This is a genomic window from Alteromonas sp. 4NH20-0056, assembly GCF_057539655.1.
Map to the genome: position 1 here is coordinate 778,726 of NZ_BAAJLS010000001.1, position 16,286 is coordinate 795,011.

Annotated in this window: 13 protein-coding genes; 10 read left to right on the forward strand and 3 right to left on the reverse strand. The window is 46.0% G+C overall.

Features of this window, described 5'->3' with window-relative positions; genetic code table 11:
* Positions 1-53 precede the first annotated feature (53 nt).
* Positions 54-1,136, reverse strand: coding sequence for a helix-turn-helix domain-containing protein (locus AC27EZ_RS03455; protein ID WP_487133957.1), 1,083 nt, complete (start codon positions 1,134-1,136; stop codon positions 54-56).
* Positions 1,137-1,172: 36 nt separating this feature from the next.
* Entirely contained in the window at positions 1,173-2,678 is a 1,506-nt protein-coding gene (locus AC27EZ_RS03460) for a CYTH domain-containing protein (RefSeq protein ID WP_487133958.1), read from the reverse strand.
* Positions 2,679-2,908: 230 nt separating this feature from the next.
* On the opposite strand from AC27EZ_RS03460, the gene AC27EZ_RS03465 reads away from it, so the two are divergent.
* A complete protein-coding gene (locus tag AC27EZ_RS03465) occupies positions 2,909-3,511 on the forward strand; it encodes a TIGR04211 family SH3 domain-containing protein (protein ID WP_487133959.1) in 603 nt (200 codons plus the stop codon).
* Between the two features lie 62 nt (positions 3,512-3,573).
* On the opposite strand, the gene putA is transcribed toward AC27EZ_RS03465, so the two are convergent.
* Positions 3,574-7,371: a bifunctional proline dehydrogenase/L-glutamate gamma-semialdehyde dehydrogenase PutA gene (putA, locus tag AC27EZ_RS03470; RefSeq protein WP_487133960.1), complete on the reverse strand. Its 3,798-nt coding sequence runs from the start codon at positions 7,369-7,371 to the stop codon at positions 3,574-3,576.
* Positions 7,372-7,810: 439 nt separating this feature from the next.
* Here putA and AC27EZ_RS03475 point away from each other — a divergent pair, with 439 nt between their 5' ends.
* The 9 genes from AC27EZ_RS03475 (at position 7,811) to AC27EZ_RS03515 (ending at position 16,255) form a co-directional block, all read left to right on the forward strand.
* Positions 7,811-9,436: a methyl-accepting chemotaxis protein gene (locus AC27EZ_RS03475; RefSeq protein ID WP_487133961.1), complete on the forward strand. Its 1,626-nt coding sequence runs from the start codon at positions 7,811-7,813 to the stop codon at positions 9,434-9,436.
* A gap of 223 nt (positions 9,437-9,659) precedes the next feature.
* Positions 9,660-11,375, forward strand: a complete 1,716-nt coding sequence (locus tag AC27EZ_RS03480; protein WP_487133962.1) for a TIGR03545 family protein — start codon at positions 9,660-9,662, stop codon at positions 11,373-11,375.
* Positions 11,376-11,478: 103 nt separating this feature from the next.
* Positions 11,479-11,769 carry a cell division protein FtsB gene (gene ftsB / locus AC27EZ_RS03485; RefSeq protein ID WP_487134008.1) on the forward strand — a complete coding sequence of 97 codons (291 nt, stop codon included), beginning with the start codon at positions 11,479-11,481 and terminating at the stop codon, positions 11,767-11,769.
* A gap of 5 nt (positions 11,770-11,774) precedes the next feature.
* Positions 11,775-12,491, forward strand: a complete 717-nt coding sequence (gene ispD / locus AC27EZ_RS03490) for a 2-C-methyl-D-erythritol 4-phosphate cytidylyltransferase (RefSeq protein ID WP_487133963.1) — start codon at positions 11,775-11,777, stop codon at positions 12,489-12,491.
* A complete protein-coding gene (gene ispF / locus AC27EZ_RS03495) occupies positions 12,482-12,955 on the forward strand; it encodes a 2-C-methyl-D-erythritol 2,4-cyclodiphosphate synthase (protein ID WP_487133964.1) in 474 nt (157 codons plus the stop codon). Before ispD ends, ispF begins: the two co-directional genes overlap by 10 nt.
* Entirely contained in the window at positions 12,952-14,022 is a 1,071-nt protein-coding gene (gene truD, locus AC27EZ_RS03500) for a tRNA pseudouridine(13) synthase TruD (protein WP_487133965.1), read from the forward strand. The genes ispF and truD overlap by 4 nt, the downstream gene beginning before the upstream one ends.
* A gap of 151 nt (positions 14,023-14,173) precedes the next feature.
* Positions 14,174-14,809: a protein-L-isoaspartate(D-aspartate) O-methyltransferase gene (locus AC27EZ_RS03505; protein ID WP_487133966.1), complete on the forward strand. Its 636-nt coding sequence runs from the start codon at positions 14,174-14,176 to the stop codon at positions 14,807-14,809.
* Complete coding sequence (locus tag AC27EZ_RS03510; RefSeq protein ID WP_487133967.1) at positions 14,806-15,384, forward strand: YqaA family protein; 579 nt, start codon at positions 14,806-14,808, stop codon at positions 15,382-15,384. The genes AC27EZ_RS03505 and AC27EZ_RS03510 overlap by 4 nt, the downstream gene beginning before the upstream one ends.
* Before the next feature lies 1 nt (position 15,385).
* A complete protein-coding gene (locus tag AC27EZ_RS03515; RefSeq protein ID WP_487133968.1) occupies positions 15,386-16,255 on the forward strand; it encodes a peptidoglycan DD-metalloendopeptidase family protein in 870 nt (289 codons plus the stop codon).
* Positions 16,256-16,286 lie beyond the last annotated feature (31 nt).

A 16,286-nucleotide genomic window follows, 5' to 3' on the forward strand; every position in this document is an offset into this window, starting at 1 on the left:
AGTCCTAAGCAATACTGCACGACTGGCGAAGTTTCGGGTAAATTATTACCCTGTTATTTCGACCCTCGACGCAAATGTTTAACCAGAAAATCGCTCAGAAACTTTTCTGAATCTAGCCCCAACCGCTTTGCCACTCGCGCGACCTTCGCGTCGCTGTTAAGCAATACGTTCTTTGCATAATCTAAGCGGTATTTATAGATAAAACTGCGGAAGGTTTGTTTGCGTTCGAGCTGAAGCGCGATGGCAAGTAATGTCGGATCAAGTTCATTGCTTACGCAAAACTGTTGCAGCGTTAATCCCATGTCTTTGTATGCTTTAGTATTGATAACGGCAAGTTCAGCCTGTTGCAACACACTTCGGATATTCGCAGGCGTTTCCTCGCCTTTGTCGAACCTGTCATATTCGAGAGGCGATGGTGAAGTGTTGCGTGGCGACGTTAATGTTAGTAAAACAACAAGCAGCACTACCCCTATCAGCACATGATAAAGACTTTCCCAAAACGGAATGGTAAAAAACCCAAACATCGCGGCAGTGACTAACAATATATTTAAAAACGATACTCCCACTGTGCTGCCTAACAAGCCTGCTAATCGCGGGATCTTATATTCGCCCACATCGACAACTTGATAGGGAAGGTATCGGTGGTATAGCTGTATATGCTCGGTCACTAAGATACCAATAAGCAGTATGCTAAACGCTGCCACCAGTGACGGAATATACGCAGGCCATAGCAATAGAGGCTCACCTACTGGCGAGCCCATGAGCCATTGCGACTTTTCTTGTAGCGGCATTAAAAAAATAGACAACTGAAACACTGCGGTCACGCCCACTGGCCAAAACAGCCGTGAACGTTTTGACGGAGTGATAATAAGCATCGATTTAATGAAGCGGTAACAGCACGACAGCAACAATACGCCAAACACATCGGTTGCCCCTAACGACCATGTGAGTGAAGTAGCCTCTGCCAGCCTTACCCATTCGTCAAGCATAAACACTGGCCAACAAGCGGCAGCAATGCCCAGCCAGCGCGCTTCTTTCAGCAAGTGCCAGTTAGCTGCTAGTCGAATTAATGCGACGAAATAGAAGCCGACCATGGCATATAAGAAAAAATCGTAAATAGACCCGCTTACCGTCATACCAACATCCTTTTAACCGCACATTACTGCGCGATACTACCAATACATCTCTTTACGCATTGCAACGTTGCGCGTCCGTTCCATGACCTTTATCAAGGTACTAAGCTTAGCATTCGTCCACGACGTTAATTCATCGTGCGACTCATCATCTGCATCATGAACCGCTTGCTTCAGCATCAATAATGCATTTAGCTCGTCGATGCCCGTCAGCAAATCTAACCACGGTGCGCGAAAATTACCACGTTCTTCAACGAATAAATCGCCAAGTAGGAAACCACTCCACAGAGTTTGCCTTAACAATACCTCGACCGAAGAATAATTTGCAGGCGCCATCATTTTATTAATCGGCATGCTCTGCTGTACGGTTTGCCATCCTTGCGATAGCCAACCTTTAGCGTGGTCAAGCACATCTAGCTCGTACCCAGTCGCTTCATGCTGCCAAGGCTTATTGTTCATCAGGCCAATGGCCAGCAACTTAATTTCAGTGGCATCGCTGTCGTAAAAAAGGTTTTGCGGGTCGTGCGCATGCAGCAACCCAGCTTTGCGCCCCTGAAGATAACTTACAATGGCAGGGTATTTACTTAAATTTTTGTGAAACATGCTTTTTTTCGACAACAAATACCGCAAGCTCTGAAGGTCATCTTGCCACGCCCACTGTTGCACGTGGGTGATCAGTTTTTTATGAAGCGAGAGCATCTGCGCACATTGTAAAACTGGCAAATAAAGCGACACGCTTTGGAGTAGTAATCGTACGCTTTTTGCCACCTCTCCTAGCATTTTTATTGAGCCACTTTCAATGAAAAGGTGTTCATGGTATTGCCAGTGCGCTAATGCAGAGTTCACTGCAAAAATAAAGGCGTCCTGCGTACTGGTGTTCTCTGGTAACGATAGAAATGCAGGCAATGGGCGAATTTTTTCATTAAAGCCATGGAGAAGTTGATACCCCTGCGCCGCTTTTGATACATCACTTAAACGCACGTCCATCGTTTTGTTAATTAACGATGCCAATATAAAGAGGCTACCCACCTCGCCTTTCTTTAGCTCTAATTCTATCTCGTTTATGGGAGAGCGCGCTTTATCGGTTATTGCTTCACCACAATCCAGTACAATTTCAACCTCACTATCACCTATTTCTACCATATAGGCATGACGGGTAAAGTGCGTGCTGAACTGGCGAGACAACTCAGCGTTCATTGTGAGGATATCGAAATTATTCGGCCATACATCAGCGTCAAACAGGTTTAAGTCTGGTGTTGGGGCATCTAAATCAACATTATATTCAGCTCGCTGATGAAGCCCTCCACTTACCACGCCATTGGTTTTAAGTGTTTGCTCATACCGTCCGTTGCAACCACGAACGCGAAACCCCATTTTATGGTTTTGAAAAGCTAGGTTTGAGGTGTCGTAATAATCATTCTCTAAGCGCATTTCATGGTGGGATAACACCACGACATTATTCTTTTCAAATAAAGGCAGCACGTTTTGCGTAAAAGGCTGATGCGCATGTTGGTGGGTTACAAACTTAAGTTCTATTTCTGACATTGTCGTTTTGTGTGCTTCAGATTATGGAGCAACCTTACCTTTGAACGTAGTTTTTGGCAATGAAACACGCAGCCTAAGTGTCATTAAGGGCTAAGCATTCGCGTTAAATACCGTGGTATAGAAAGGTAACTTTTAATACCTAAGTGCCTAAGACAAAAATGAAACTAACTTGCCTTTAGTGCGGTCAACCAATACCATCATTATGTTTACAACGAGTAATTGGAATTTTTATGATCCGTAAGTGGTTAGCTCTTGGCCTTTTTGCATGTGCTTTCAATGTATCCGCACTTCAAGATACCTCTACTGTAGAAGCCTCATCTTCACATTATATCAGTGACGATCTTTTTATCTTTATGCACACAGGTCCTTCTCGAAACTACCGTATTTTAGGGTCGATACAAGCCGGCTCGCCCATTTCAGTGTTAGAGGCAAACCGTGAAACAGGCTACACAAAAGTGAAGGACAGGGATGACCGAGAAGGATGGGTAGAAAGTAAATTTGTCTCAACCGCCATGTCTCAAGCCGAACAACTCCCTATCCTTACCGAGCAACTTGCGCAAAGCCAAACGAGCTTACAGACTGCCCAGCGTGATAATGCACGACTGCGCCAAGAGCTTAATGAGTCTCGTCAACGTGTTTCCACGCTTACTCAACAAAACGATGAACAGTTAAGCGAAATTTCGGTATTAACCGAAAAAGTCGCGAATGCTGATAAAGATGAAATGATGATGTGGTTCACGCGTGGAGGAATGGTTGCCGGAGCCGGTATTTTACTGGGTATTATTCTTACCTATTTACCCAAAAGAAAGCGTCGCAGTAACGAGTGGATGTAGCAATTTACGTAAAAAAAAGCCCAGAGTAATACTCTGGGCTTTTTTGTATTCTATGGCTGACGTTATTCGTCGTCTTCCACTAGTGTCATTAATGATGTATTCCCACCTGATGCCGTAGTATCGATACTTACGGTTTTCTCGGTCATCAAACGTTGTATCAGTTTATCATTATACTCTGCGGTGATAACCGGCAAAATAGCCCCTTCACGAGAGGACAGCATTGCTGAAATTCTCGCGGTACGTTCGGTGCTTGAATCGACAACTACCCCAGCTAAATCTTCGTCCATTAACAATGTATCGAAGTGCGCGAGGCGAGCAACTTGAAATACGCCTTTCGGTGCGCCGGTTGCTTCAAACTTATTTTGAATTTCAACGGCTTCATCGTAGAAAATTTCAGACACGACGGACACGACCGGGTTACCCGTCGCTAGCGCAGTCACTACTGACAACATCCAATATTCGAAGGTTACGTCTTTATCCGCAAAACAAACCAGTATGCCTCTTGGTTCAAGGTAAAGTTTGTTCGACTCTCCTGTTGGACCAGGAAGTACCTGAGGTTTCGCCAGTTTTTTCTCTACGCTAATAATCTGTTGGCGAGCCGTTGCTAGTGTGCGATTTAAATCGTCGGCAAGGTCGTCAACAATATCTACTTTGGCAATTTTAGCGAGGAGCTGGCGTACCATTGAAATACGGTCGTTAAGCGCCATATGGCGCCACTGTGTTTCAACGTCTTTCGCCTTGTCCATCATGATACGGGCGCGTTCTTCTATTTTCTCGTCACCAACAAGTGCCGAGTCGGTAGATTCGACGTCTTCAACCTGTGAGGGTTTTGGCGTAGCTCGCTCTACCATCAAACGGGACAAGTAATTAGGCCCACCAGCTTTTGGCCCTGTACCTGATAACCCTCGCCCACCAAACGGCTGCACGCCAACAATGGCGCCAATCATATTGCGGTTGATGTAAATATTACCTGCACGACTTTTGGCCGCCAATTCATTCGCACGTTCTTCAATACGAGAATGAATACCCATAGTAAGCCCATACCCTGTGCCGTTAATTTGCTCGAGCACACCATCTAACTGATTAGCCTTGAAGCGGACAAGATGGACAACAGGGCCAAATACTTCTTTTTCCAACACGTCAAGGTTATCAATTTGATAAAGCGTTGGTGGGAAGAAGGTTCCGTTGTCGAACCCTTCAGGTAACTCATTTCTGAATAACAAGCGGGCTTTACTTTCCATTGCACTTTGGTGATCCGTCAGGCTCTTCAATGCTTTTTCATCAATCACTGGTCCCACGTCTGTAGCAAGGCTTTCCGGGTCGCCTAACGTCAACTCTTTCATCGCGCCAATCAGCATGTCGGTGAGGTCGTCTGCAATATCTTCTTGTACGAATAAGACGCGAAGGGCAGAACAACGTTGACCTGCACTTTGGAAACCTGAGTGTATGACGTCGTCGACCACTTGCTCAGGCAATGCAGTTGAGTCGACAATCATACAGTTTTGACCGCCGGTTTCTGCAATGAGCGGTACTTGCTCACCGCCACGCTCGGCGAGCACTTGTGAAATGAGTGTTCCGGTTTGCGTAGAGCCAGTAAACATAACCGCTTTTATGCGTTCATCAGGAAGTAGTGTTTCTCCCACCTCTTTACCCGGTGACACGATGAGTTTTAACGCATCTTCAGGAAGCCCAACCGACTGCATAATATCGACAGCGCGCTGTGCAACAATACTGGTTTGCTCGGCAGGCTTTGCAATTACGGTATTACCGGTGACAAGGGCAGCGGCAACTTGGCCTAAGAAAATGGCCAGCGGGAAGTTCCATGGGCTAATACACAGCACGACACCACGAGGAAGCAAACGCTGATCCTCAGACAGTTCTTGTGCTCGTACCGCGTAGTAGCGACAAAAATCGACCGCTTCACGCACTTCGTCAATACTGTCTTGTGCAACTTTACCCGCCTCACGCATACAAATGGCGATAAGTTCTGCCATGTGACGCTCAAGCGCATCAGCAGTGCGATTTAAAATTTCGGCTCGTTCAGTTACATCCCGTTTAGACCATGCGTCAAAGCCGGTATCAACCACATCAAGTGCATGTCGCATTTCGTCAGGTGTGGCGTAATGGTGATAACCAACAATGTCATTATGATTGGTTGGACTACGTACCGGCGTAGCGCCTTCGGGCAGAGCATCTGAAAAGGTGTAGTACTCTTTCCAACGGGCTAGCTCGTGGCTTAACGCTCCAACTGCATTGACGTCGGTTAAATCTAAACCTCGTGAGTTATCACGCTCTGGTGCATACAAGCCCCGTGGGGTTTTTATCAGTTTGTTATAACGTACTTTTAATCGCTGCGTTTTTTCTACAGGATCTTCAAGGAGGGCTTCTACAGGCTTCTCATCGTCAACAATGGCATTAACGAATGATGAGTTCGCGCCGTTCTCAAGTAATCGACGCACAAGATACGCCAGTAAGTCTTCATGTTCACCTACAGGTGCATAAACACGACATTGTATTTTGTCTTCCGACACCACTTGGTCGTAAAGCGTATCTCCCATGCCGTGAAGGCACTGGAATTCAAACCCTTCTTTATCATCGCCAGCAAGTTCAACAATAACAGAGGCAGTATAGGCATTGTGTGTCGCAAATTGCGGGTAAATAGTGTCGCGATATTCAAGCAAGCGGTTTGCGCAAGCATGATAAGACACATCAGTAGACGATTTGCGGGTAAATACCGGAAACTCTTCAAGGCCAGCTTGTTGGGTAAGCTTAATTTCTGTATCCCAATACGCACCTTTAACAAGACGCACCATGAGTGGACGGCCAACCTCTACCGTAAGCGCTCGCAAGTATTCAATAACGTGGATGGCGCGTTTTTGGTATGCCTGTACGGCAAGGCCAAACCCTGTCCAGCCTTGCAAGTCGCTGTCTCTAAATACCGATTCGATAATATCAAGGGACAAGTCTAAGCGGTCTGCTTCTTCCGCATCAACGGTCAAACCTATATCGTACTCTTTTGCCATGAGACACAGCGATTTCAAACGCGGCGGAATTTCTTCCATTGCCCGTTCGCGGTGAGAAAATTCAAATCGAGGATGGATGGCTGATAGTTTAACCGATATGCCAGGAGAGCGTTTTGGTCCGCGTCCTTTAGCTGCTTTACCAATCACTTTTATGGCTTTAACGTAAGCATCATAGTAACGTTCGGCGTCTTGCATGGTGCGAGCGCCTTCACCTAACATATCGTAAGAGTACACGTACCCTTTCGTTTCTTTCTCTTTTGCACGCTCAACGGCATCTTCAATGGTTTCGCCCATGACAAACTGGCGGCCCATTACGCGCATTGCGATATTCATGGCCCGTCGGATGACCGGCTCGCCTAGACGCCCTAGCGTTTTCTTTAATAGTCCGAACTGCTCTTTTTTACGCTTATCGGCATAGTTCACCATATTGCCTGTAAATAATAAGCCCCAGGCAGATGCATTAACAAACAATGAGTCGGAATTACCTAAATGGGGTGTCCATTGGCCTTGTGACAGCTTGTCGCGAATTAGCTCATCCTGTGTCGCTCTGTCTGGTACCCGCAGCAATGCCTCGGCAAGGCACATTAGTACTACGCCCTCAGCAGTAGATAATGAATACTCATTAAGTAGCGCATCAACACCACCGTGACCTTCTTGTTCCCGGCGAATTTGAAGCACCATTTTTCGCGCTCGTTCCCACGCTCGACTTCGTGCCCGAGGGTTTACCTCAGCAATGGGAAGAATTTGATCCACAGCCACAGATTCACTAATGCGATAGTAATCTCGAATGCGCTGGCGTAGAGGTGAAATTGTATGAAGTGTGTCGTTAATGAGCATTGCAACCCTTTCTTAGAAATAGCTGTAACTGTAAAGCGTTTCCGCCGCGAACCTGTTCACGGTTACATGGAAACACTCATAAAACAAGCAAAGTCGACCTCTGCTTCTTTAACCCTTATTAGTATTTTAACTTTCTACTTTCGTATGAAGATCACGACAGCGGAAGAAATTTGCGCGGATAGTAGCACACAACAATCTGACGCAAAGCCCTACCTGTCAACTTTTCGATTGCGTGAATGGAACGTTTTCTTTTCACCCTACAGTGGGCTTTTTTCTGTTCAATTTCGATACTGTCCCTTCCACTTTTTCCCAAAACCCGAAACTTAAACTATCTTTAAGTAACAAATCATTAACAATGGTCGATGATAACGATAAGGACGCCTCACGCCATTTCACTTAAGGACAGAATCAACAATAATTATCAGGTGGAAACAGTATCATGTGGTTACGAAAATTTAGTTTAATTCAGCGACTAGGCATCATTGTAGCTCTCATCGTTTTGCTACTTATTGTGCTCACTGCCGTAGTATTAGACCGGCATTATGATGCATTAAAAACCAAGTCGTACGAGGAAAACCAACATCTTGTCGAAGTCGTCCACACCATGCTTGACGCATTTGCCGCCCGTACCGATATCACAGAGGATGAAGCGCGAGCACTGGCACTTGACGCGATAAAAGTGCTTCGGTACGACCGCACTAATTATTTTTGGGTTCAAGACGATACCCCCACCATGGTGATGCACCCTATTAAACCAGAATTAGATGGTCGTGACCTTCGCACGTTCAAAGATGCGAACGGTAAGGCGTTTTTTGTCGATATGGCGAATAGCGCAAGACGCAATGGCGATGGCTTCGTCGACTATGTATGGCCCTTCCCCGGTGAAGACGCCCCCATTGAAAAAATATCCTATGTTAAGACCTTCAAACCTTGGGGATGGACGATAGGTTCGGGGATTTATTTGATTCATTTAGAGGAAGAATATGCACACCTTCGCAACGTGCTTATCCTTTTTTGTGTTGTGAGTATCATTTTAGTCATTGCGCTTATTTATGTCATTGGAGGCAGTATCGTTAAACCCGTTCAAGAGGTGACAGAACGGATGAAAGATATTGCAAAAGGCAAAGGCGACCTAACGCATCAACTGCCCGAAACCGGGCACGACGAAGTTACCCGCCTTGCGCGGTACTTTAACGAATACACGGAAAAAATGCGTGAATCGCTTCTTGGAATAAGAGCAAATATTGAAGCGCTGACAGAACAAGCCGAACTGGTTGATAACGTAAGTCAAAACAGCAATAAACAAGCGCACACGCAAAACGAAAACATGATGCAGGTTGCTGCCGCTATGGAAGAAATGACAACACAGATTAAAGATGTGAGTCAAAATACCGATGCGGCAGAACACAGTACCACCGGTGCGCGACAAAACGTACGAAGCGGTGCCGCGGTGGTTGAAAGCACTGTATCAGACATTCAATCGCTTACTTCAAACATTGAAAGCGTTAGCGCGGTGGTTACTGAACTTGCAGCGCAAACCGATAGTATTGGCGCCGTACTTGATGTGATAAGAGGTATTGCTGAGCAAACCAACTTGCTTGCGCTTAACGCGGCGATTGAAGCCGCTCGCGCTGGTGAACAAGGCAGAGGTTTCGCGGTAGTTGCTGATGAAGTAAGAACCTTGGCAAGTCGCACTGGGCAAAGTACCGACGAAATTCAGACAATGATAGAAAAGCTGCAAAGTCATGCAAAAGCAGCGGTTAATGCGGTAAAAGGCAGCCAGCAAGCGTCGGCAACCACGGTAGATAATGCCAATAAAGCCAATATGGACTTACAAGAAGCCGACAGGTTAATGACCGAAATTGCTAGCATGAGCAGTGAAATTGCGCGGGCTACCGAACAGCAGGCAGAGGCAGCCAACGAAGCCAATGTACGGATAAATGCGCTGTCGGGCGCCGCAGACGATAGCTTAAAAACCGCAGATAAACTGGCAAGTGCCAGTCAATCGTTGCGCGCAAGTTGCTTGGCAATCAAAGCCATTGCAGAGAGTTTTAAACTGGACTAACGCGTAACTACCGCATACTACATATAACATACCGCATACCGCATACCAAAACGGTATGCGGTGGCAATTAGTCATTGCTATCTGTGTGTTGCATCGCCTCACTTTCGACTTCATCGACGTGAAGCTATGGCACAATATGCCCCAGTGCTTTAGACTGCTAAAAACAGTTTATGCAAACACCCATCACCTTCACCCCCTGTTTGCTGGTTAAAAGGAGTTTCCTATGAGTACGGGTTCTAAAAGTAAGTCGATTTTACTGTATGTAGCAGGCTTTTTTGTTGTGCTTATTGCCGTATATTTCTTGTTCGCAAATACCATTATAAAAGCGGTATTAACGTCTAAGTTGGGCGAGTCTTACGGTGCAGAAGTAAACATTGATACCTTAGATCATTCTTTGTTTCCCACCACGGTGACACTTAAAGGGATTGCACTGACCAACCCTACCAAACCTACTCATAATCAAGTATTTGTGGGTGAAGCCTATGCCGATGTTGCGCTAATGCCTTTGCTATCTGACCAGGTGGTGGTGAACAACCTTGATTTACTGAAGGTGCAATTTGATACACAGCGCAGCGCCCCGGGTGACGTATACCGTGTGCCTGAACGTTCGCTTTCCTTTGATGAGATAAAAGGTAAAGCTAAAGATGCCGTTCCGACCGTTGATGAGTTGTTAGCGCGCAATCCACTCAAAACTACCGCAGCGGTAACAGAAGCAAAACAAGCCTATGAGCGCTACTCTTCTTCACTAAAACAAGACTATGCGTCATTGCCTGATAAAAACCGAATTGACTACTACAAAACGCAAATCGCGCAATTAAAAGAAACCGACTACCGTGACCCACAAGCACTGCTTCAAGCAAAATCTGCGTTAACTGGGCTAAAAGAAGAAATCAGTGCTGATAAAGCATTAATTAGCACCTTTAGTGAAAAAGCGACCGAAGCCAAGGATGCCCTTAGTGCCAGCGTGCAGGCGCTCAAGCAAGCGCCTAAGGCAGACTACGATTTGCTTAAAGGGGTTATTGCTGGCGACCAAGCTGCTTTATCACAAGTAACGTATTTCGTATTTGGCGATAAAGCCGCCGAGTACACCGAGTACCTTATGTCGGCGATGCAAATCGTTATGCCATTGCTACAAGGTGACAGTACCTCAGACGCGCCAGCGGATATCCCTTCTATTTTGGTAAAAGAGACGAATGTTTCGGTCCTGTGGCAAAATGAAACCATTGAAAGTACGTGGAACAACATCACCAATACCCACAGTGTGTTTGGTAAACCGACCACGTTTACAATTGATGCCGCCGGTGACTTATTAAAATCATTCACCTCTAGCGGCGAATTTTGGATAGATGAAAACGGGGTAGACGCAAAGCAAATTTGGTCACTGGCCGGTGTCACTATGTCGAATATTAACTTCGAAGGTAATGAATCGCTTGAGGCAATAATGAAATCTGCGCTTATGGCCACTAATGGCAGTATGAATATTACTAATAACCAGCTTAACGGCAGCGGTGAAGTAGACCTGAAACAACTGGTTATGGAAGCGTCGGGAAATACGGAAATCACACAAGCCATCGCCAATGCGCTTCAATCATTGACCGATTTGTCGATGACGATGCTGCTTGATGGCTCACTTGCCAACCCCGGCTTTAAGTTAAAGTCGGACTTAGATAATAAATTGGCTCAAGCGGCATTAGGCCAATTGACTGCTTCGCAGCAAGATAAATTAGACGAACTCAACAGCAAATTAAATGCAATGATTGCCGGGGAACAAAGCGCGCTGTCGGGCCAACTGGTTGATGTTAATAGTATGCTAAGCGCTGCGCAGGGCGATAGTGATGCATTAAAGCAGCTTCTTGAAACGCAATTAAGCAGTGTTGTCGAGCAACAGAAAAATAAGCTTTTTGACAAGCTAAAAGGAAAATTCGGGCAAGGTGAATAAAGCGCCTTTGATTGTGCGCTTTATCACGGCATAATAAGGTATTAGTGAGGGCGATATCGTGCCCTCTTTACTTATCTCCGCTTATCAATATTCAGGTGATACCGTGTGGCAAGATAAATGGCTTCCAATTGTTCTCGTTTGTTTACTCGGGCTACTGCAGTATAGATTGTGGTTTGGAAAAAACAGTATTCCTGACTACTTAAAGCGCGAGCAAGAAGTCATGGTTCAATTTAAGCAAAATGCCAACCTTGCTCAACGAAATGCACTGTTAAAAGCCGATATAAACGACTTAAAAATAGGCCTAGAAGCCATAGAAGAGCGGGCCCGAAATGAGCTTGGCCTGATAAAGCAGGGGGAAACCTTTTACCGGATATTACCTGCCCAAACGAAGTGAACGTCATGACACTACCCTCTGTTACCGCTATTATTCCCGCCGCTGGCGTCGGAAGCCGTATGAACGCTGAGCAGCCTAAACAATATCTATCGCTCGCGGGTAAATCCATTCTCTCTCATACCGTCGAACTCTTGCTTTCTCACCCTCAAATTACGAAGGTTATTGTGGCCCTTAGCCCTGAAGATCGCTATTTTGACCAGTTAGATATAGCGCGCCATCCGAACGTTACCCGGGTAGAAGGCGGCAAAGAGCGAGCAGACTCGGTACTGAATGCGCTCAATAGTATGAACGACGATAGCTGGGCGCTCGTGCACGATGCTGCAAGACCTTGTGTACCGCTTGACGATATTTCCTCGTTACTATCGGTAATTTCGCGGGATGATGTGGTTGGCGGTATTCTCGCTACCCCAGTTCGAGACACCATGAAACGCGCTTCCACTGACAACAAGGCCTATGTGTCGCATACAGAAAGTAGAGACAATTTGTGGCATGCACTTACGCCGCAATTATTCCCCAATGTGTTGTTACGACAGGCCCTGAGTAAAGCATTATCAGACGGTGTGGCCGTTACCGATGAAGCATCGGCAATAGAATATATGGGCGCAAACGTTGCACTGATTAATGCCAGCCCAATAAATATAAAAATAACTCATCCTGCCGACCTCCCCTTAGCAGAATTTTATTTACACCAACGCATGAAGGCAAAAGACATATGCGAATAGGACACGGTTTCGATGTTCACAAATTTGGCGGCAACGGCCCCATTACGCTTGGCGGCGTAAAAATAGACAATGACCTTGGTTTAGTCGCGCACTCTGATGGCGACGTGCTGCTTCACGCTTTGTGTGACGCTCTACTTGGCGCGGCAGCACTTGGCGATATTGGTAAGCACTTCCCAGATACTGACGATGCATATAGCGGGGTTGATAGTAGAGTATTGCTGCGTCATGTTATGAACGTGATAAAAGACAAAGGCTATGTACTGGGTAATGCTGATATGACAATTGTTGCACAAGCCCCCAAAATGGCGCCGCACATTAACGATATGCGTGCACGCATTGCCAGTGATTGTCATGTCGACATTGATGCAATCAATGTTAAAGCTACCACAACAGAAAAGCTTGGCTATACAGGCAGAAAGGAAGGTATAGCCGCACACGCTGTTGTACTTCTGGTGTCAGCATGAAGCCATTAGACACGCAACACTGGCAGTACTATTACGGCAAACCCGAGGCATCTGGGGTATTTAAACAATACGCAGACGATTTTAAGGTGGTTGAAGACTTAGGCTACGAGCCGTGTGGCGAAGGCGAGCACCAATTTATTTTTGTTGAGAAAACGAATACCAATACGGCGTTCGTTGCAGAACAACTGGCGCGCTTTACCTCGTTGCCGCTTCGCCAAGTTACCTACGCCGGTCGCAAAGATAAATATGCTGTAACGCAACAATGGTTTGGCATTCTTGCACCGGGTAAGCCTGATTTCGATTTTAGTACCTTCGAATTGGAAGGGGTAAGGGTATTAAAACAAGTTAGACATAATAAAAAGCTTCGTACCGGTCAGTTAAAAGGCAATACCTTTACTATTACGTTACGTGACGTGAAAAATGCAGACGCGATAGAAGCACGCTTACAGGACATTGCAAAGCACGGTGTGCCTAACTACTATGGCGAACAGCGCTTTGGTGTAATGCGCGTGAATGACGAGGGTGATGTTCAGCGTGGGGGAAACCTGATGATGGCTGAGCGTATGATTAATGGCGAAACGATTCGCCATCGAAACAAGCGCTCTATGGCCCTATCGGCACTGCGAAGCTGGTTGTTCAACGACATGCTTTCTGCCCGTCTACAAGCGGGTAATTTTGATAACGTGATTGAAGGCGACGCTCTCATCCTTAGTGGTTCAAATAGTTTTTTCATCAACGATGGAAAAGCTGACAACCTACAACAGCGCTATGACGCGAAGGACTTGTGCCCTTCAGCTCCGTTATGGGGAAAAGGCAAGCTTGCAACCCATGCGCAAGCATTGGCGTTTGAAACTGAGATTGCAGGCCAACACCCAAGCGTAGTCGATTTTCTTAGCCAATGTGGTTTTGATCAAGAGCGCAAGGCAATAAAAATATGGCCCTCAGACCTTCAATGGGAGCGCGAGGAAGATACCTTCACGGTATCTTTTGCACTACCTAGCGGATGCTTTGCTACGTCGGTATTACGGGAGTGCGTTGAGACACTTACCCCCGTTACAAACACCTAAACGCGGCATAGTGGAAGATGGAAAAATGATACCCGTGACGTTGAGATGACTGCGTATCAAAGTTTAGATACTATAAAAACGTGACCGAAACATTCGATCGCTAAATAATAAAAAGCGTTAATCGCAAACACTTAGGATAACAAGCAACATCATGAGAGCTTCCAGAAAAGGGGATGCGCTAGCTCAGCTGCTTTATGACGAAGGAATACGTTCGCAGCACGTGCTAAATGCAATTGCCGGTACGCCCAGACAAACGTTTTTACCAGACGCACTTAAACATAAGGCATACCAGAATACGGCATTGCCTATTGGGCAGGGGCAAACTATTTCTCAGCCTTATATTGTGGCGAAAATGACAGAGCTATTGCTTGATAGCCCAAATAAGCCAGAGAAAGTGTTAGAAATTGGTACGGGGTCAGGCTACCAAACGGCGATATTGGCACAATTGTTTGGCTACGTGTTTAGTGTTGAGCGAATTAAAGCATTGCAGTTTCAGGCTAAGCGCCGCATGAATCAGCTCGATTTGCACAATATTTCAATGAAGCATGGTGATGGTTGGAAGGGCTGGGCGTCGAAAGGCCCTTACGATGCCATTATCGTTACCGCCGCAGCAGCAAGTTTACCGCAAGACTTGTGCGACCAATTAAAAGAAGGTGGCAGGCTTATTATTCCCGTCGGTAACGAACAACAGTCGTTATTATGCATTGACCGTGTAGAGGGTGAACTTGTTACCACAACGATTGAGTCGGTAAGATTTGTTCCGTTAGTCGCTGGAGAGTTGATGTGAAGCTTTTTGAGGCATGTTACGACCTTGCACTACGTTGGGCTAGACATAAACATGCAACGAAGTATTTGGGCGGCCTGAGCTTTGCTGAATCTGTTTTCTTCCCAATCCCACCAGACGTTATGCTAGCACCAATGTCGCTATCGCAGCCCGAACGGGCATGGCGATTTGCCCTAATCACGACCATTGCATCGATTTTAGGCGGCATTGCCGGATACTGGCTAGGCTATTTTGCTTTTGATGTATGGCTGTCACCCTTGATTGAACAATGGGGTTACACACATAAAATAGATAAAGCCATGCAATGGTTCACTGACTATGGCGTATGGGTTGTGTTCTTAGCTGGCTTCTCGCCCATTCCCTACAAGATATTTACGGTAAGTGCAGGCTTTCTTCAAATGGCCTTTTTTCCGTTTTTACTGGCATCGGCAGTAGGACGGGGCGCGCGGTTCTTTCTTGTCGCCGGGCTGATGCGTTGGGGTGGAGAGAAAATGGAGAATACCCTTAGGCAATATGTAGAAATATTGGGCTGGGCCGTAGTCCTTCTGGCAGTTGGTGCATATTTGGTTTTGAGGTGATATGAAATTATCACCTTCCTTTCTGCTCCTCTTAATTGTTATTTCCCTCACTATTGAAGGTTGTGGCAGCAGAACCGCACCCGCCCCTGTTGTATTATTAAATAGTCAAATTGAAGACGAAGAAGGTATCTTTTCTTCGGACACCTATGAGGTACAACCCGGGGATACGCTTTATGCTATTGCTTGGTATACCGGAAACGACTATCAAGACATCGCTAAATATAACAATTTATCAACGCCTTATCGTATTTTTCCTGGTCAAAAATTGCGCATGACCGCACCTGAGATCGTGGCGAGATCCTCCTCACCCTCCCCGGATCGGACCAGTCAGTCTACTGCTCCGACCATCTCAACTAAGAGCAAAGGAGGCATTGACCAACCTCGAACACAGGGGTATGGTGAAAGTGAAAAAAATGTTAACGGACAAAACGTTACGGTCGTCAAAAAGCCGTCAACAGGTGTCAAAAAAGTAGCGCCAAAAACCTTCCCTAGTAAGATCAAACGGTGGGTGTGGCCTGCAAAAGGAAAGATCGTAGGATCTTTCAATAAGGCAGAGTCTGGGAACAAAGGTATTGATATTGCCGCTGCAAAGGGTTCTCCCGTTTATGCCGCGGCAGATGGAAAAGTTGTTTACTCAGGGAGTGCATTAAGAGGTTACGGTAATTTAGTTATTGTTAAACATACCGATACATTTCTAAGTGCATACGCCTACAACGATACGATTGATGTAAAAGAAAGAGATTGGGTATCGGCGGGGCAGCAAATTGCAACCATGGGTAATAGTGGTACAGATTCGGTTAAGCTTCACTTTGAAGTAAGGTATCGAGGGAAATCTTTAGACCCTATGCGTTACCTGCCATCATCAAAATAATAATAAATAATAATAATAAAAGTTAAAGGAG